16 protein-coding genes are annotated in these 18,543 nt (G+C 52.4%); 10 read left to right on the top strand and 6 right to left on the bottom strand.

Annotation, left to right across the window (positions count from 1 at the left end):
* Positions 1-132 precede the first annotated feature (132 nt).
* The gene (locus tag ACJJIP_RS16080) at positions 133-1,020 is read right to left on the bottom strand and encodes a dTDP-4-dehydrorhamnose reductase family protein (protein WP_353376899.1); all 888 of its coding nucleotides are present in this window, start codon (positions 1,018-1,020) and stop codon (positions 133-135) included.
* A gap of 161 nt (positions 1,021-1,181) precedes the next feature.
* A complete protein-coding gene (gene argS, locus ACJJIP_RS16075; RefSeq protein WP_353376898.1) occupies positions 1,182-2,918 on the bottom strand; it encodes an arginine--tRNA ligase in 1,737 nt (578 codons plus the stop codon).
* 117 nt (positions 2,919-3,035) lie between these two features.
* On the opposite strand from argS, the gene sbcB reads away from it, so the two are divergent.
* The 4 genes from sbcB to ACJJIP_RS16055 all read left to right on the top strand — a co-directional run bounded on the left by sbcB (position 3,036) and on the right by ACJJIP_RS16055 (position 8,025).
* On the top strand, positions 3,036-4,505 hold the full coding sequence (gene sbcB / locus ACJJIP_RS16070) for an exodeoxyribonuclease I (protein ID WP_444946932.1): 1,470 nt from the start codon (positions 3,036-3,038) through the stop codon (positions 4,503-4,505).
* Positions 4,506-4,616: 111 nt separating this feature from the next.
* Positions 4,617-5,633, top strand: coding sequence for an aspartate carbamoyltransferase (locus ACJJIP_RS16065; RefSeq protein WP_444945564.1), 1,017 nt, complete (start codon positions 4,617-4,619; stop codon positions 5,631-5,633).
* A 119-nt stretch (positions 5,634-5,752) separates the two neighbouring features.
* A complete protein-coding gene (locus ACJJIP_RS16060) occupies positions 5,753-7,180 on the top strand; it encodes an NfeD family protein (protein ID WP_444945563.1) in 1,428 nt (475 codons plus the stop codon).
* 77 nt (positions 7,181-7,257) lie between these two features.
* Complete coding sequence (locus tag ACJJIP_RS16055; RefSeq protein WP_020412145.1) at positions 7,258-8,025, top strand: slipin family protein; 768 nt, start codon at positions 7,258-7,260, stop codon at positions 8,023-8,025.
* A 158-nt stretch (positions 8,026-8,183) separates the two neighbouring features.
* Here the strand turns inward: ACJJIP_RS16055 and pgi are convergent, their stop codons facing one another.
* Positions 8,184-9,806 carry a glucose-6-phosphate isomerase gene (gene pgi, locus ACJJIP_RS16050; protein ID WP_020412146.1) on the bottom strand — a complete coding sequence of 541 codons (1,623 nt, stop codon included), beginning with the start codon at positions 9,804-9,806 and terminating at the stop codon, positions 8,184-8,186.
* Positions 9,807-9,876: 70 nt separating this feature from the next.
* Here pgi and ACJJIP_RS16045 point away from each other — a divergent pair, with 70 nt between their 5' ends.
* Positions 9,877-10,029: a hypothetical protein gene (locus ACJJIP_RS16045; protein WP_157533368.1), complete on the top strand. Its 153-nt coding sequence runs from the start codon at positions 9,877-9,879 to the stop codon at positions 10,027-10,029.
* A 93-nt stretch (positions 10,030-10,122) separates the two neighbouring features.
* On the opposite strand, the gene ACJJIP_RS16040 is transcribed toward ACJJIP_RS16045, so the two are convergent.
* Entirely contained in the window at positions 10,123-10,317 is a 195-nt protein-coding gene (locus tag ACJJIP_RS16040; protein WP_157533369.1) for a hypothetical protein, read from the bottom strand.
* Between the two features lie 346 nt (positions 10,318-10,663).
* Between ACJJIP_RS16040 and ACJJIP_RS16035 the strand changes: the two genes are divergently transcribed.
* Entirely contained in the window at positions 10,664-10,813 is a 150-nt protein-coding gene (locus ACJJIP_RS16035; RefSeq protein ID WP_444945562.1) for a hypothetical protein, read from the top strand.
* 24 nt (positions 10,814-10,837) lie between these two features.
* On the opposite strand, the gene ACJJIP_RS16030 is transcribed toward ACJJIP_RS16035, so the two are convergent.
* Together ACJJIP_RS16030 and nhaC are read right to left on the bottom strand one after the other, a co-directional pair.
* Positions 10,838-11,881, bottom strand: coding sequence for a DUF3549 family protein (locus tag ACJJIP_RS16030; protein ID WP_444945561.1), 1,044 nt, complete (start codon positions 11,879-11,881; stop codon positions 10,838-10,840).
* A 19-nt stretch (positions 11,882-11,900) separates the two neighbouring features.
* Positions 11,901-13,367: a Na+/H+ antiporter NhaC gene (gene nhaC / locus ACJJIP_RS16025; RefSeq protein ID WP_282951474.1), complete on the bottom strand. Its 1,467-nt coding sequence runs from the start codon at positions 13,365-13,367 to the stop codon at positions 11,901-11,903.
* Positions 13,368-13,693: 326 nt separating this feature from the next.
* Between nhaC and ACJJIP_RS16020 the strand changes: the two genes are divergently transcribed.
* The 4 genes from ACJJIP_RS16020 to ACJJIP_RS16005 all read left to right on the top strand — a co-directional run bounded on the left by ACJJIP_RS16020 (position 13,694) and on the right by ACJJIP_RS16005 (position 18,498).
* The gene (locus ACJJIP_RS16020) at positions 13,694-14,863 is read left to right on the top strand and encodes a 1-acyl-sn-glycerol-3-phosphate acyltransferase (protein ID WP_026304940.1); all 1,170 of its coding nucleotides are present in this window, start codon (positions 13,694-13,696) and stop codon (positions 14,861-14,863) included.
* Between the two features lie 89 nt (positions 14,864-14,952).
* Positions 14,953-17,091 (top strand): ATP-dependent DNA helicase DinG, encoded by a 2,139-nt coding sequence (gene dinG, locus ACJJIP_RS16015; protein WP_020412151.1) that lies wholly within the window; start codon positions 14,953-14,955, stop codon positions 17,089-17,091.
* Between the two features lie 93 nt (positions 17,092-17,184).
* The gene (locus tag ACJJIP_RS16010; protein ID WP_282951472.1) at positions 17,185-17,508 is read left to right on the top strand and encodes a YqcC family protein; all 324 of its coding nucleotides are present in this window, start codon (positions 17,185-17,187) and stop codon (positions 17,506-17,508) included.
* Between the two features lie 297 nt (positions 17,509-17,805).
* On the top strand, positions 17,806-18,498 hold the full coding sequence (locus ACJJIP_RS16005; RefSeq protein ID WP_020412153.1) for an ATP-dependent zinc protease family protein: 693 nt from the start codon (positions 17,806-17,808) through the stop codon (positions 18,496-18,498).
* Positions 18,499-18,543 lie beyond the last annotated feature (45 nt).

Below are 18,543 nucleotides of genomic sequence, written 5' to 3'. Positions count from 1 at the left end.
TAGGTCTTCCATGATCTATTCGGTTGCCACTTTTGTAATACTCGTGGTATATGTATTGAGATATTGCAAAAGAGATGCCGACTTTAATCGGCAGCGATACATCCCTGTTGAACCAATTGAAAACTGCCTACATCAATTTCCAATAAATGGCTTTAAATTTCGAGCCAGCTGTTGCTGTAATGGTTCCTTGCCTTGAATGCCTAAGTCTGTAAGGCGTGATTTATCCAGTTGGCAATTGTATGGGCGCGGTACAGAAAAATTGGGTTCACTATCTGCACTGATATGATCGGCCCTTAATTCGCAGGCTTCGGCAATAATGTGAGCGAGCTCATAGCGGGTGCAGGCGGTATCGCCGCTCCATTGATAAATGCCTTCAAACTTGGTGTTACAGCAAATTTTTAACAGACATTGCTCCAATACTTCTGCTACTTCCTCCACACTGGTGGGAAAGCGAACTGCCCAGTGGTCCAGTGTGACCGGTTTTTGTTCTCTCAGTGTATCCAGAAGGGCAGTAATACCGGATTCCTCCAGATAGGCGACGGGTCCAAACAGCCAGGGCAGTCTTAATACCCAATGGTTAGCGTTTTTCAGTACCGCTTCCTCTCCGGCTCGCTTGCTGCGGCCATAGAAATTTACAGGATTGGGGATGTCATCGGAACTGTAGGGTGCCGCTGTTCCATCAAAGACATAGTCGGTGCTGATATACACTAACTGTGCATCGATTTCGCTACATTGTTTTGCCAAAAGCTCTGTGCTGCTGACATTCAGTTGCCAGGCAGTATCTGGGTTTTCGGCACAGCGGTCTGGCCAGCGCTCGGCGGCACAGTGGATTACGACATCGGGCTTAATTTCTTGCAAGCAAGTTTTTACTGCGTCGCTATCAGATAAGTCCAGGTGAATGAGGTTTTCATCTACGCGGGAAAAAGCGGTACCAGCTACGGTAAAAGCCGGGTTGCTGTAAAGTTGTTTAAATACACTGCGGCCTAATAGGCCGGAGGCGCCGGTAATCAGGATTTTCACGGGTTACTTTCCTTTAATCAGGCCAGTGGGAGAAATGTGACCCTTATAGAGCAATTGATGATGCAGGATGGGTGGGCAGGAAGCGGAGAAAGCTTACCTGCTCGAGCTGCCCGGCTCGCCAACCTGCATATTTGCTGGAGGTGTGGCCGGGCAGGAGCCAATTACATTTGCTCCATCACTTCAATGCCGAGTAAACCGAGGCCAGTAGCAATAGTGCTGGCGACGAGGTTACACAGTTGAAGGCGGCTGTGCTTCTGCTCTTCGCTGACGCCTTTTTTCAGTACCGGGCAGGCTTCGTAGAAACTCATATAGGCACTGGCCAGCTCGTACAAGTAGGTGCAGAGCACGTGCGGAAAGGTATCTTTGGCTACCTGATCCAGTACTTCCCCAAATTGGCTTAGTTTAATGGCCAGGGCGCGCTCTTGAGGGCTTTCCAGATTGATGTCGCCCTTGAGTTCGCTCGGCTCAATACCGGCCTTGCGGAAAATACTGCGGACACGGGTATAGGCATACTGCAGGTAGGGGGCTGTGTTGCCTTCAAAGCTGAGCATGGATTCCCAGCTGAAGATGTAATCGTTAGTGCGGGTTTTGCTCAGATCGGCATACTTTACTGCGCCGATGCCCACCTTGCGCGCGATTTCCGCACAGGTTTTTTCATCCAGCTCAGGGTTTTTCTCGGCTACCAGTTTCTCTGCCCGCTCCACCGCTTCGTCCAGCAGGGCTGCCAGTTTTACGGTACCACCGGTGCGGGTTTTAAAAGGTTTGCCGTCATCGCCCATCATGGTGCCAAAGGCGCAGTGCTCAAGAGAAACGGATTCCGGCAGGAAGCCAGCTTTGCGTGAGGCGACGAAAGCCTGCTGCAGGTGCAGGGATTGACGGGCATCTACTACGTAGAGGATGCGGTCGGCTTTGAGCTGGTTGGCGCGATAGCGGATGGCTGCCAGGTCGGTGGTAGCATACAGGTAACCACCGCCTTTCTTCTGAATAATCATCGGGCTGGGATTGCCCTCTTTGTCGGCCATCTCTTCCAGGAACACTACGATAGCACCTTGGTCTTCTACGGCGATGCCGTTATCCAGCAGTTCTTTAACCAGCACCGGCAAATCGTCGTTGTACTGGCTCTCGGCGTAAACGTCCTCCTGTTTGAGGGTGACATTCAGCTTGGAGTAGATTTCTTCACAGTGGCTGATAGATATATCGATAAACTGCTTCCAAAGCTTCAGGCACTGCTCGTCGCCGCCTTGCAGCTTTACGACGTATTCACGGGCGCGGTCGGCAAAGCCTTCTTCGTCGTCGAAGCGCACTTTGGCTTCGCGGTAGAATACTTCCAGGTCGGCTAAGGCCACCTCTGCATCACTATCCGCCAGCTTGTCAGACAGGTGAGCCAACAACATACCGAACTGGGTTCCCCAGTCACCCATATGGTTTTGACGGATAACCTTGTGGCCCTGGAACTCCAGCAGACGCGCCAGGGCATCACCGATAATGGTGGTACGCAGGTGGCCCACGTGCATTTCTTTGGCCAGATTGGGGTGGGAGTAGTCGATAACTACGTTCTTCGGCTCTTCAACAGCGGCGATATTCAAACGCTGATCCCCATTCGCGGCCAACAGCTGCTGGCTCAGCCACTGCTCGCTCAGGTGGATATTCATAAAGCCGGGACCGGCGATCTCGACCTTTTCGATCATATCGCCTTTTTCAAGATGTTCCAGGATTTTGCTGGCCAGCTCGCGGGGGTTGGTACCGAGTCGCTTGGCTGCACCCATAGCGCCGTTGGCCTGATAGTCGCCAAATCCGGCTTTTTTCGCAGGTGCCACGATGGGGCCGCATTCTTCGGGGGTACCGGCGGCGAGCATGGCGGCCTGGAATTTATCGGAGAGGAGTTGGCGAATATTCATAGAGGGATATAGCTGTCTTAAATTCGTGGAAACGCCGAATTTTAATGGGCGGTGGCGGCTTTGCAACCAACCTTCGCTATAGAGAGGTTTAAATCTGGATGCAAGTGTCCAGACGGCATGGCGCTCAGTGGTATGATGCCGCCAAATTATGGAGGTACCGTGAGTTCTACCACACTTTATTGGCACGATTATGAAACCTGGGGTACAGACCCGGGGGCTGACAAGCCGGCGCAGTTTGCCGGTATCAGGACTGACGAAGAGCTGAATATCGTCGGCGAGCCGTTGATGATTTACTGCCGCCCCTCAGTGGACTGCCTGCCGCAGCCGATGGCGAGCCTGGTGACTGGAATCAGCCCGCAAAAGGCCCTGGCCAATGGCGTGCCGGAAATAGAATTTATCCAGCGCATCCTCGCCGAGCTGGGTGCGCCCGGCACCTGTGGGGTGGGCTATAACAGTTTGCGTTTTGACGACGAAGTTACCCGCTACACCCTGTATCGCAACCTGTTAGATCCCTATGAGCGCGAGTGGCGCTCCGGCAACAGTCGCTGGGATATTATCGACATGGTGCGACTCACATACGCCCTGCGTCCTCAGGGCATCCAATGGCCGGCCCGAGAAGACGGTGCGCCGTCCTTTCGCCTGGAAGAGTTGACCGCTGCTAATGGTATTGCCCACGAGGGTGCCCACGATGCCCTGTCGGATGTGCACGCCACGATTGATATGGCGAGACTGATCCGTAAGCAGCAGCCGAAATTATACGATTATGTATTCCGCCTGCGTCGCAAGCAGGAAGCTGCCAAGATGATTGATATGCGCGAGCGTCGCCCGCTGTTGCATATCTCCGGCAAAGTGTCTGCAAATCACGGGCATTTGACCTATGTAATGCCTTTGGCCAGCCATCCAGTTAACCGCAATGCGGTCATTGTTGCCAATCTGGCGATGGACCCCGAACCGTTGCTTAATTTGGATGCGGATACCCTGCGCGAGCGCCTTTACACTGCCCGCGACCAGCTTGGTGAGGGCGAACTGCCTGTGGGTCTGAAGTTGGTGCATTTAAACAAGTGCCCGGTTCTGGCCCCGGCAAATATGCTTGATGACAAGCGCGCCACTGAGTTAGGTATCGACCGCGCAACCTGCGAGGCGAATTGGCAGAAGCTCAAAGATGTTGACCTGACTGAAAAGCTACACAGCGTATTCCTGGATCGGGAGTTTCCCAAGAAAGATGTGGAGGCCGATTTATACGGTGGTTTGCTCAGTGATGCCGACCGCGATATCTGCCGTGAGCTCCACCGTGGGCTGGCTGCCCGAGGCCCCGAAGCGTTGGCCGGTGAAGTGCCTTTCAGTGACAAACGCCTGCCCGAGTTGTTGTTCCGCATGCGTGCGCGCAATTTTCCCGAGACCCTGTCTGAAGAGGAACATCAGCGTTGGCAGATCTGGTGTTTCCAGCGTTTAACTGACCCTACCGCTGGGGCTTCTATCACGCTCGAAGATTATTTTCGCCAGTTGTCCGATTTACGGGTACAGCACCCGGAGCGGATCTCGCTGATTACCGAGCTGGAAAACTGGGGCGATAGCCTGCTCGCCTAATGTGTCGAATCACGCCGGCGGTTATTCTTCCTCTGGGCTCTGCTGCAGTGCCCAAGTAGAATGCCGCTCGCGAACACCTGGCGCCCACAAGGCGCAACCACTGGAGTAACCATGGACTTTATCGGAGCCAATATTCTGTCCGTCAGCCAGTTCGAGCGTGCCGACATAGAGCGCGTGTTCGATGTGGCCGACGCCATGACCCCTTACGCCAAGCGCGAAAAAGTAACGCGCGTGTTGGAGGGGGCGATTCTCGGCAATATGTTTATGGAGCCGAGCACCCGCACTCGACTCAGCTTTGGCGCGGCTTTTAACCTTCTGGGTGGTACCGTGCGTGAAACCGTTGGAATTACCGCCAGTGCCATGGCAAAGGGGGAGTCTCTCTACGATACGGCGAGAGTGCTCTCTGGTTACAGTGATGTGATTTGCATGCGTCACCCACAAGAGGGCTCTGTGGCAGAATTTGCCGCGGCGAGCCGCGTGCCGGTGGTCAATGGTGGTGACGGTGCCAATGAGCACCCCACCCAGGCGCTGCTGGATCTCTATACCATCCGCAAGGAGCTGGCCGCCCACGATCGCACTTTGGACGATTTCCGTATCGCTATGATTGGCGATCTTAAGCACGGGCGCACCGTACATTCGCTATGCAAGCTGTTGTGTCTGTTTGGCAAGGTGCAGGTGGTACTGGTATCTCCACCGGAGCTGGCTATGCCGGAAGGGGTGGTAGAGAAGCTCCGTACCATAGGGCATGATGTGACGGTCACCGATCAGCTGGAAACCTCTATTACCGATGTGGATATTGTCTATTCCACCCGCATCCAAGAGGAGCGTTTCGCCTCCCAGGAAGAAGCCAACCTTTATCGCGGTCGCTTCCGTCTAAATCGTGAAATTTTCACCCGTAACGCCCAACCAAATACGGTGATTATGCATCCGTTGCCCCGGGATTCCCGCGCGGAAGCCAATGAGCTGGATACGGACCTAAATGAGCACCCGAGCCTGGCAATTTTCCGCCAGACAGATAATGGCCTGCTGGTTCGTATGGCATTGTTTGCTCTGTTATTGGGGGTGGAAAACCAAGTGGACAAGTACGCCCGTGAGGTGAACTGGCACAGTCGCCGCAACCCGGTTTAATGCTGATTGGTTCCGTTTTCAGATAGCGCCGCTTTTTTCTGTTAATCTGATTGAGTTAGCCCGGCCAGTATTGATCTATCTGGTTCGGGTGCCTCTGCAATCGCATCAGGGAAAGGTGCATGTTGAATCAGATTTCGCCTGCGGTTTTCTCTCGCAGCGTCGCTTTTCTGGCGCTGTTTTTTTCCGTATTAATTTGTAAAAGTGCCGCGCAAGAAGGCGCTTTTCCCCATGTGGCACTTTTAACCATCGATGGCGCCATTGGCCCGGCTACTACCGATTATTTTAAGCGTGCCACAGAGGAAGCGGGAGAGCGGGGTGCAGAATTAATTATTTTGCACATCGACACCCCCGGCGGCCTTGATGCCGCTTCGCGCGATATTATCCAGCACATCCTTTCTTCCCCAATTCCAATTGCAACTTATGTCTACCCATCTGGCGCCCGTGCGGCCAGCGCCGGTACTTATATCCTCTATGCCAGCCAAATAGCAGCCATGGCTCCAGCTACCACCCTTGGCGCCGCTACACCGGTACAAATAGGGGGCCCGCCAGGAACACCCACTCCGGGAGGTAAGCCCCAAGAGAGTGAAAAAAAAGAGGAAAAAGAAAAGGAAGAAGGTGACGAGAAAAGCGAAGAGGAAAAAGAGGAGAAGCCTCTATCCGGTACTGCGATGGAACGTAAGGTGGTTAATGATTCGGTCGCATTTATCCGGGGACTCGCTCAGCGCCATGGGCGCAATGCGGATTGGGCAGAAAAGGCGGTGCGCGAAGCGGCAACTCTGACGGCATCGGAAGCACTTGAAATGAATGTGGTGGATATTGTTGCCAAAAATGATCAAGACCTGTTAAAGCAGATTGCAGGGCGCAAAGTCTCCCTTGACTCCGGCGAGATCACTCTATCAACAGAAATTGCGCAACTACCCATAGAAAATTATGAGCCGGATTGGCGCAATGAATTACTGGCGCTGATTACCAATCCGCAGGTCGCCTATATTCTTCTGCTTATTGGCATTTATGGCTTGATATTTGAAGGCTATAGCCCCGGAGCCTTTGTACCCGGAATTGTCGGAGTTATCTGTTTATTATTGGCATTTTACGCATTACAGGTCTTGCCAATTAATTATGCAGGCCTGGCCCTTATTATTGTTGGCGCACTGCTGATTGTTGCGGAAGTATTTATGCCCAGCTTTGGCGCTTTGGGTATTGGCGGGATTATTGCGTTGGTGATTGGCTCGGTAATGTTGATTGATACCGATGTTCCCGGCATGCAGGTCTCGAGAAAGCTGATTGGCGCAATTGCCGGAGTAAGCGGGCTCTTTTTGTTGACATTTTTCCTGGCGATCGGCCGAAGCTTGCGTACGCCGCGGGTGCCAGCTGACCAAGCCCTTGTAGGGCGCTCCGCGGTAGTTAGTGATGTCACAGAAACGGAGGTGCTGGTGCACCTCGATGGAGAGATCTGGAAGGCCCAATGTGAGACACCATTGGAGCCGGGGCAACGTGTACGGGTAATCGCACAGCACGGTTTACTTTTATATGTAGAGCCTGGTTAATTGTTTTGAATTTATCAACCTGTGAGCGTACTTGCATGCTTGCAGATTTCAGGTGGTGAGAACAGGGAGAGAGGAAAATGGTCAGTTATTTTATTGGTCTACTAGTGCTCGCGGTAGTGCTGCTGCTGATGTATGCCATCCGCATCCTGCGAGAATATGAGCGCGCGGTGGTATTTTTTCTCGGGCGTTTCCAAACAGTTAAAGGCCCAGGCCTGATCATTATTATCCCCATCATCCAGACTATGGAGCGTGTGGATTTACGCACCGTGGTAATGGATGTACCCACGCAGGATGTTATCAGCCGCGATAATGTCTCAGTGAAAGTTAATGCAGTGGTTTATTACCGCGTAATCAACCCACAGTCTGCAATTATCAATGTAGAGTTTTACCACGAGGCAGTAAGCCAGTTATCCCAGACTACTCTTCGCTCTGTGCTAGGTAAACACGAATTGGATGAGATGCTTTCTGAACGCGATAAGCTTAATGTGGATATACAAAATATTTTGGATGAGCAAACGGATGCCTGGGGGGTAAAGGTAACCAATGTTGAAATTAAGCATATCGATCTCGATGAGAGTATGGTTCGAGCTATAGCTCAGCAGGCCGAAGCTGAGCGGGCGCGGCGCGCCAAAGTTATTCACGCAGAGGGTGAAGCCCAGGCGGCTTTGAAGCTCACTGAGGCGGCTGATCAACTTTCCAAAAATGCAAATGCAATTACCTTGCGTTATATGCAAACTATGATTGATATTGCCGGAGCCAATAACAGCTCAACATTGGTATTTCCGCTGCCGCTTGATTTGATTGAGCCGCTTCTTAAGCGAGGTTCACAGGCTGGTGGTTCCTAAATCTGGGGCCGCTTGCTTTTAGGTGTGTTATTATTTTTATAAGAACAGGTGTGAGAGGAATAAGGAAATTAACTGTGTAAAATCTAAGATAAATTAAAAAGGCCGCATTATAACCGCGGCCTTTTTTGTTGAGTAATACCTTTCTGCCCTAGGATTTTCTACAGTAGTTTTTCCATCAGAATACGGGTGGAACTATCCCAATCTTCCGGTACTTCGCTATCGGCCGCCTTATGAATTTTTGAACTCAGCTGTTTGCCAAGTTCCACACCCCATTGATCGAACGGATTGATACTGAGCAAGCAGCCGCCCACATAAACTTTATGTTCGTACAGCGCCAGCAGAGCCCCTAAGTGATGAGGGTCCAGCCTATCAAGGATCAAGGTATTACTTGGGCGGTTACCTGGGATTACTTTATGTGGGGCCAGTGCATGGGCTTCGCGATGGGTATAGCCGGCCTCTTCAAGTTCCTGGCGCGCTTCATGCAGGGATTTACCACGCAACAAAGCCTGGCTCTGGCTGATGCAACATGCCAGTAGCCAACGGTGCTGTTCATGTAATTTAGAAGTTGGCTCTTTCACCGCAATAAAATCCGCGGGGATCAGGTCGGTACCTTGGTGTAGCAGCTGGTGAAAAGAGTGTTGGCCATTAGTGCCTTCGGTACCCCAGATTACACTGCCGCTCGGATAGTCCAGCGCTTGACCATTTTTATTTACGCTTTTACCCAGGCTTTCCATGTCTAACTGCTGCAACCAGGCTGGGAATTTTGCCAAACGTTGAGCGTAGGGCAGAACAACCTGGCTGCTGGTATTCCAGCACTGCCGATACCAGAATTGAATAAGGGCCATTATCACTGGCAGGTTATCCTGCAGAGAGGTATTGGCGAAATGCTGGTCCATAGAGTGAGCGCCTTGCAGCAGCTGCTCGTAAACTTCATAACCGCAGGCTAGAACGATCGGCAGGCCAATGGCGGACCACAGGGAATAGCGGCCACCCACCCAGTTCCACATTGGGAATATATTCTCAGGGGCGATGCCGAAGTCCTGTGCCGCAACAATATTGCTGCTTACGGCAACGAAATGTTGAGCAAGTTTCTCTTCATCACAGCCAGCAGCTACTATCCAGCGGCGCGCAGAGAGAGCGTTCTCGCGGGTTTCCAAGGTGGAAAAAGATTTGGAGGCGACGATAAACAGGGTTTCCTCAGGGTTAAGACCCCGAAGGGTATCACTGAGATCAGCACCATCCACATTCGCTACAAAGTGAATCTGGAAATCTTCCTTGTACCATGGGCTAAGTGCCTCCACTACCATGCGTGGACCAAGGTCAGACCCACCAATACCGATATTAACAATATGGCGAATTGGCTTTCCGCTGAATCCTCGCCAACTTTGGTTGTGGATATTTTTGGCAAATTGCCTCATCTGTGTGCGGCAGTCAGCCACTGCGCGTTCGTGATCATTTTGTGGTTCACCCTGGAAGCGCAGGGCAGTATGTAGGGCCGGGCGGTGTTCAGTATTATTGACATTGGCGCCGCTAAGGAGTGCTGAGATCTGATTGCCTAGATTTTGCTCTTCGGCGTAATCGAGTAATAACTGGAAGGTATCCTTGCGTAGGTGATTCTTACTAAAATCCAGGTAAATACCTGCGGCTTCACAGCTAAAGTTTTTTGTACGTTGCGTATCGGTAGCGAACAGCTCACGCAGGGACCATTTATGTTGTTTAAAATGAGACTGCAATTGTTGAATTGCTGCGGCTCGGCTGAATGCCAAAGTTTCACTTGTCATGGTGATTGCTGATTAACTCTCTTGTGAGCGGTTTCTTATTGCGAATATCACACAAGCTTATGGTGCATGATTGAAAAAAGCGGGTAATGCTAACGCATTCCAGTCTGTTGGCTGGCGCCCGAAGCGTTACAGTGTATTACAGTGGATAGTTTCCGGTAAGAATGAACTGCTCAAAAGACAAATGCCGCTCGTAAAAGCGGCATTTGGTGGTGATTCATACTAAATAAAGCTTTTCAGAGTAGGTGTCTGTCAGCTCCGATTTGGTCAAAACCTCATTTAGTATGAATCACCACGCTGGTTCTGCTTGAAAGTGATTTTACTTCACCACTTTCATGCAGCGTACTCTATCCGAAGCCATCCAGCAGTCAGCATCTGCGGGGCAGGCCATTGAAAGAGGAATTTGTTCAGCGCCAGGAGGGCAGTAAGCTGGAGGTGCCGGAGGGCTACAGCAACCTGCTAGAACCAGTGCACTGATAATTCCGATTAAGTACTTGGCTGGAGTGAAATTCATCCCCTAACTCCTTTCCGTTGATGTAGACATTAGCATAGCCAATAAAACGTCACCTGTTGGTCAGCTTTGTAAAATGCTCTCTACAAAGATACCGCCTAGTTGAGTGTAATAGGCGCAGGGATTAAATAGCTGCCAAGATTAAAGTCTGGAAAAAAGTCGTGCCAATTTATTGTGTTTTGTGCTTTAAAAAGCGAGTTTTTTGCCAGTTTAGGGCGTGTTTAAATTAACGGGGTGTATTTATTTTTTTTGCTTCTTCCAAGTTGGAAAACTTGCTCAAAAGAGAGATTAATTTTAGATGGTTTTTTAATTTTATTTTGAGGGTTTGGGGAAAAGTGGCGGGAAATAAATGATGAAAGGGTGGTTGTTAAAGGAGGATGAAGCAGTGGGAATTGCTGGAAATTTACAACAAATCTTCAGAGTGAGTCACTCTGTTAGAGGTTGGGAAGAGCTTTTTATTGGTTCATTTAGTGAATTGGTTGAGATATGGCAGCTTTAAAATTATAAAACCGCCGTATTTGAATCAATGAGTGGGTTTGGGCCCATGAAGAAAATTACCAAAGGTCTGAGCAAGGGTTTCTTCACGTGCAGGGTCACGTAATGCGATTAGCAGGGAGTTTCGTATCTGGGGAATGAACATTAAGTCCGATAGTAACAGGTTAAATGTGCTTTGATCTCCAGTGTGCGCCAAGTTGGTGAGCCAGAGCTTGGCCAGTTCTGGGTTCTCCAGATCAAGTGCGCAGCGACTGCCAATTGCTGCGAGTACTTCTTTGTTCCTAGCCGCGTTAGAGGATTGCAGCAGTTTTTGTAGGAACGACTGGCGCAGCCCTTTAGCTGGCGAGTTTGAGATACCGCGTGCGGCGGCGCAAACCACATTAAAGTCAGGCGTACTATCGGCGAGTAATGTATTGGCTCGAGTGATGATGGCTTCTGCCAGTTGATGGTCGATAGTTTCGTTTTCCAGGCAGTGGCACAAGCTGACAAATACTGGCGCAGCTATCTTTGAAATTTGGCACATAAGAAGCGCCTTTTCACTTTCCCAGTGAGCGGCAAGGTCAGCAATGCCCTGCAGTGCCAGGTTGTCCCAGCGGGACTCCTGCGGGTTGCGGAAGTAACTGAGTACCGTTTCATAATGAGCGCTGGGCTTGTGTTTCAACAGCAACCCGGTATGGGCATGAAATGCAGCTTGTCGCTCGGTAGAAGGGGTATAGAGAAGGCCGCTCTGTTGTAGCAATTGATCCAGCTGCGCTGCGGATTCAGCGGCAGGCCCCCTTAATTCCTGTGCCAGCGCACGCAGTAGACCATCGCGAGCCTGTAACTGTAATTTACCCTGCTCATCGAGAGGAAAACGCAGGAACCATACCGCTGGCTCGCCGCCTTCGGCGGGTTGCAGTAAAAGCCCGGTCCAAGCCTGGCGCAAGTAGGGGGAAGGCCAGGGCTTTTGACCCGCTTCAAAGGCTTCGGCTGTGGATTTGGATATAGACTGCAGGCGCCGGCCCAGGTCGAACCAGCGCAATTTAAAGTTAGCCTCTTCGATAAGGCTGCTCAGGGTACCGCTTTCACTCATGGGTGACTTATCTACTTCCTTAGGACGCAGTGGCTGCAATAGAGATGGGTTTTTGCTTAAAGTGCAACCAGCCGTATGCAATTGCCAGCAGCGGGCAGATGATATTGAACAGGGCGTAGGGCAAATAATTCCAGGTTCCAATACCGAGAGTTGCGGCCATAAAAGCGCCACAGGTATTCCACGGAATCAATACGGAAGTGATGGTGCCTGAATCCTCTAAGGTGCGTGACAGGTTTAGCCCGTGTAACCCCTTTTCCTTGAAAGCTTCGCGGAACATACGGCCAGGAATAATAATCGCCATATATTGATCGCCAGCAGCTAAGTTCATGCCAAAACAGGTGAGTACGGTGGAGGTCACTAGGCCGCCGACAGTTTTAACGAGTGATAAGACGCCAGTGACAATCACTTGCAGGAAGCCTGCGCGCTCCATGGCTCCACCGAAAGCCATGGCGGAGGTGATCAACCACACGGTATTAAGCATGCTACTCATACCGCCCTTCGATAGCAGTGCGGCCACGTTTTCATTACTGGAAGTGGACTTGTAGCCGTCGAACAAGCTGTACCAGGCGCCTTTAAGGGCTGCCAGGGTACCCTCTCCACCGCCCAGGCGGCGTGCGGCTTCAGGTTCAAAAATCAGGGCAATCGCACAGCCAACCAGGGAGCCGATGATCAGGGTAGGGAAGGCTGGGACTTTGCGCCAGGCCATGGCCAACAGCAATACGAGGGGTAATAAGCTGATAAGCGAGATCTTAAATTCGCTTTTTAGTGCGGCTAACAACGATTCGATATCACTGGCGGAGGCACTGCTGGCTTCAGAGGTGAAGCCGAGGAAAGCAAAAGCGATCAGGGCGATTGCGAAAGCCGGGATAGCGGTGGACATCATGTGGCGGATATGCTGAAACAGGTCATTTGACGTTACCGCTGCGGCCACATTGGTGGTGTCGGAGAGGGGGGACATCTTGTCGCCAAAATAGGCGCCTGAAATCACTGCGCCAGCGGTAACTTCCAGGGACAGGCCGAGGGCGCCAGCGATCCCCATCAGAGCTACGCCCAGGGTGCCGGCGGTAGTCCAGCTGGAGCCAATACTGAGGCCTACGACGGCACAGATAATACAACTGGCGGCATAGAACCACTGGGGTGAGAGAATCTGTACGCCGTAAAAGATCATAGAGGGTACAGTGCCGGCCAGTATCCAGCTGCCGATCAGGGCGCCCACTGCCAGTAGAATTAGAATAGCGCCAAAGACCAGGCCGATGCCGTGCAGCATGCCGCCTTCCATATCGCTCCAGCTGTGACCATTCTTCATACCCATCAGGGCGACCACACAGGCGCATAACAGCAACGCAATCTGGTTCGGGCCGTAGGAGGAATCGGCACCGTAGAAATAAACAGACAGGGATAACAGGGCGATCAGGATCCCTAGTGGGATCAGCGCATCCAGCAGGCTGGGCTTGCGCGGTTCATTATTGGGGCTGGCTTGAGACAAGGTGAACTCCTGCTTGACTGCGTGGCTAGTGCCGTTTTCGTTATCGTTGTTTTTGCCGTCGGCGACGGTTGATCCTCCTATTCTCTCGGCTTGGGGCGGTGAAGTCTACTTTGAATAGAGAACCGAACAGGAGGACCTTTTCACTGACTGACCCGTCTAAGCATGCTTTCATCACTCTCATCAGGTATCTGGTTGGGAGAGGTGCTAGCAGTTCGGCGAGGCTTCCGGTATGTTCTGCGCCGATTTCTTATCCCGGCTAGCCTTAGCCGCACAATAAAATGAGCCAGGGCCACTTGAAGTTAGCAGGTCCGGCAGGTAGTGATTTCATGAGAGCAAGTGAGTTAGACCCCGCTCAATTCGAGGATATGCGCCCCTATCGCGATGATGAGGTGCGCACAGTACTGGACCGGTTGATTGCCGATCCAGAAATGTCCCATGCCGTAGCGCATTTCCTGATTCCTAAGTTGGCGCGCCTTGAAGGTCCGCTGGCTTGGTTGGTACGTCAATTTCTACGCTTTGAATTCCGCAATGTACACGATGTGCGCGGCGTGCAAGCGATTGTGGATAAATACATTGACAAGGTGGTGAGCCGTACCACCTCTGGCTTGACTATCTCTGGGTTGGATACTCTGCCCAGGGATCGCGCCTGCCTATTTGTGAGCAATCACCGGGATATTGCCATGGACCCTGCCTTTGCGATTGTGTCCATGTATAAGGAAGGGCATGAGACCTCTCGAATCGCTATTGGCGATAACCTGCTCAGCAAGCAGTTTGCCAGTGACATTATGAAGCTCAATAAGTGCTTTACGGTCAAGCGCAGTTCCGGCAGCCGTCGCGAGAAGCTGGCAGCGGCGAGCCAGCTATCCAATTACATTTATTACTCTATCGTCAACGAAAACGAGCATGTGTGGATTGCACAGCGCTCGGGCCGTGCCAAGGATGGGTTGGATCGCACCAATCCGGCCCTCGCAGCCATGTTTGCAATGACCAAGGATCGGGATACGCCTTTTGCCGAGTTCTGGAAGAAGCTGCACATTGTGCCGTTGTCCATCTCTTACGAATGGGATCCCTGTGATGGTCAGAAGGCCAAAGAACTTTACGTCACTGAGCACAAGGAAGAGTATAAAAAGGCCAAGAATGAAGACCTTGCCTCCATCGGTAAGGGGGTTATTGGCCAGAAGGGGCGTGTTCATACCGCTTTTGGCACCCCGATCGAAGGAGACTTCGACGATGTAAACAGCCTGGCTGAAGAGATTGACCGCCAGATTGTGGGCAACTATGTCCTGCACCCCACCAATTTAATCGCCTATGAGATGCTTTATGGTGATGTATGTGGCTTGCCGGTAGGTTACCCATCAAAGCCATGGGATCCCAGGGATTACGAGGAAACCCGAGAGAAGTTCAAGGCGCGTATGGCCAAAGTTGATAAGCGCTGGCGCGACAAAGCTATCCAGGCCTATGCCAATCCGGTGGTATCCCGTCTGGCATTTGAATGATCACTGGTTGGGTGGAGTGGTGGCGAGAGTGTGCTTAGTGGATAATAGCGCCCCTTGCGCCACTCACTAGCGAATAGATTCCACTTCCTGTGCTCAACGACAAACACAAAACCGCCATCCAGGCCGCCTATAGCCAATTCCTGTCCAGCCGTGGGCTTAAGGCCCGTTACGGGCAGAAGCTAATGGTGGCGGCCATCGCCCGTACGCTTGGGGCTATAAGCCAGAATGCCAGCGGCGAACGCGATGTGGAAAAGAGCGATGGTGAGCATATTTGTGTGGTTGAGGCTGGTACAGGTACGGGCAAGACAGTGTCCTATCTCCTCTCAGCTATCCCTCTGGCTCAGGCCCAGGAAAAGACCCTGGTGATTTCTACTGCCACTGTGGCTCTGCAAGAGCAGATTATCTACAAGGATCTGCCTGAAGTTGCTCGCCATAGTGGTCTGAAGTTTGAATACAGTCTGGCAAAGGGGCGAGGTCGTTACCTATGCCTGTCTAAGCTGGACCAACTACTTTCCAGTTTCTCCGCAAGTGGCACCGGTATTTCCCTCGGCCTCTATGAAGACGAGTTACCCCAAGTGGAAGCGGAGAGCATTGCCCTCTACCAGAAGATGACCGACAGCCTGGCAGCCGGCAGCTGGGATGGTGATCGTGATAACTGGGCAGATGCGATTGAAGCCGATGACTGGAGCCGGGTGACTACAGACCACCGTCAGTGCAGTGGCCGTCGATGCCCTCATGTAACTAACTGCAGCTTCTTTCGCGCTCGAGAGAATTTGGGCAAGACCCAGGTAATCGTGGCCAATCATGACTTGTTGTTGGCAGACCTGGCTCTGGGGGGGGGCGCTATATTGCCGCCGCCGGAAGAGACAATTTATGTACTCGATGAGGCCCACCACTTACCAGATAAAGCACTAAATCATTTTTCCCACCACAGCCGGGTTGGTGCCTCCACTGGTTGGCTGGACCAGGTCAATAAAGTACTGGGGCAAATGCTGGGGGAAATTGGTGATGGTGCGGAATTGGATCGCTGCGGTGAACAGCTGCCAGCGGTACTGACCTCGGCCAAACAGGGCCTTGAGCAGATGTGGCCCTTGATTGAGGAGTTGTGCGAATTTGAGGATGAACGCGGTAACACCACCCGCCACCGTTTTGAGGGCGGTGTGGTGCCGGAGACCATGGCACAGCTTGCAGAAAAATTGCGCGAGGATTTCGACGAGCTGGAGAGCTTGTTCAATAAAATGCTGCAAACAGCCCAGAGAATGCTGGAAGATGCACATTCACCTGTGCCGATTGTGGACTTGGAGCGCTGGTATCCACAATTGGGCAGCTGGTATGGCCGTGCCGAAGCCAACCTGCAGCTCTGGGCCAATTATGCCCGCCCCGATACTGGCGGTGCCTTGCCGCAGGCGCGGTGGGTAACCCTGGTGGACTGGGGTGGCTCTACTGATTTTGAGGTGTGCAGCTCACCGATACTCGCGGGTAAAGCTCTGGAGTACAGCCTGTGGCGACGTTGTTACGGTGCGGTGCTTACCTCAGCCACGCTGACCGCATTGGGTAAGTTTGACCGTTTGCGCATGCGAGCAGGTACCCCGGACAATGCCAGTTACCAAGTGGTACCTAGTCCCTTTGATTTCTCTCGGGCTACTTTGCAGGTTCCTGCCAGCGCAGTGGATGCAGGCAATGCAGACCGCCATACAGATGCGGTGATTGATGCCTTGCCGGAACTACTCAATGGCAGTGGTGGTTCTCTGGTGCTGTTTTCCTCTCGCAGGCAGATGGAAACTGTTTACGAGTCGCTGCCAGGCACCTGGCGCAATCGCATACTGATGCAGGGGCAGAAGTCCCGCCAACAGTTGCTGGATAGCCACCGAGAAATAATCGATGGAGGAGGCAACAGCGTTCTGTTCGGGCTCGCCAGTTTTGCCGAGGGGGTTGACCTTCCCGGTGACTACTGTCGCCATGTAGTGATTGCCAAGTTGCCTTTTGCCGTGCCGGATGACCCAATTGAGGCTGCACTGGCAGAATGGATTGAGGCCAAGGGTGGTAACCCCTTTATGCAGATTACTGTGCCCGATGCGGCCTTGAAGCTGGTTCAGGCCTGTGGTCGCCTACTGCGGGCTGAGGGGGATAGCGGTACTGTCACTCTGCTGGATCGGAGAGTAGTTACCCGGCGCTACGGTCAGGCAATACTTAACTCACTACCGCCCTTCAGTCGCCGAATCGAGTAATCTCTTATAAGTACTCCGACTTTCTCTGTCAGTGTGTGCGGGGTGCGTGAATCTTATTGCTGCGCAAATTGAGCAGCTCTGGTATTGGATGATATGCAAGCTATTTATTCTGAAGTTGCCGATCAATTATTGATTCTTGAGGCGGAGCTGCGCCGCATGGAGTTGTGGCAAAGTGAGCCGCCGCCGGCGGAGGCACTGGCCAGTTCGGAGCCATTTTGTGTTGATACCCTGACTCTGCCCCAGTGGTTGCAATTTATCTTCTTACCGCGCATGCGGGTGATGATTGAGCAGGAAATGCCGCTTCCCCGGGAGTGCAGTATTGCCCCCATTGCGGAGGAGTTTTTCAAGACCCGCGGTGGTGCCGAAGAGCTGATAGTAATCCTTGAGCAGATAGACCAGCGCTTACGGCTTGGCTGATACAAGTAGGAGCGATACCCATTTCTGCCTGCCGGGTGTCGCCACTTCCATTCCTCCATGTCTTTCTGATGCTGACTGTCTGTTGTCCCTATTTGGATTGCAAAGATCTGGCGCATGTCACATTGTGGCGCTTGCATAGCCCGGCTGGATGGAGATCCCTGTTCACTAGGCTCTGTCATAGGCTAATATCGACTTTTTGCTTGGCGTGGGGAGGAATTTCCCCACGTTTTACCGTGAACGCTGCTGAGACGGTATGGTCGGATTGAAATGCTAATGGGGCTAGAGGTAATCGTTAGGATGCAGAAATTTTCCCTTCTGTGGTTATTGGTGGCGGTCCAGCTTTTGGCGGGCTGCCAATCTGTATTGTATCCCGGTAAGGAGCGCACTCAACCGGCGTCAGTGGGAACACAGCAGACAGAGCCGCAGGGTGAATTGGTACAGTGCCCTGAGCCCGTGGAAGTGATTTGTGCCGAACCGGAAGTCAGGGTTGTTGAGAAGGTTATCGAACGAAGCGTTGAAAAAGTAGTCGAAGTGCCCGTTGCCAAGGACAAATTGGTGCTCGGAGCAGTGGAACAAGTCTCCGTTGAGCCCTCTGGCCTGGTAATAGAATCCATTGTCGATACAGGTTCACCGACCTCCACTTTGCGCGCCCAGGCGCTGACCCGCTTCGAGCGAGACGGCGAAGACTGGATCAGAATCCAGCTGACCAGGGCCGATGGTGATGGCAAGGCCAGGCCCGTGTCTGTGGAATTGCCGGTCAAGCGGCATATCCGCGCTACACGGCTCGGTTTTCCCAGCCAGCGGCGTCCGGTGGTGGAAATGAACCTCACCGTGGGGAGTATCACCCATATGGTTGAGGTCAGCCTGACAGACGAGGGCGGCACTGATGTTTTGATGCTGCTGGGACGCAATTTCCTCAAAGACGCCGCAGTTGTCGATGTGAGCCGTCGCAATGTTCAGGGCCCACCCCAAATATCCGGGGGCAAATAGGCCGAGTTGAAAGTTAGGTTCCGATTGGAACCGTAGATTTACGGG

The organism is Microbulbifer variabilis (assembly GCF_052467165.1).
Note: the sequence above shows the minus strand (reverse complement) of the source record. Positions and strands in the feature narration are given on the sequence as shown.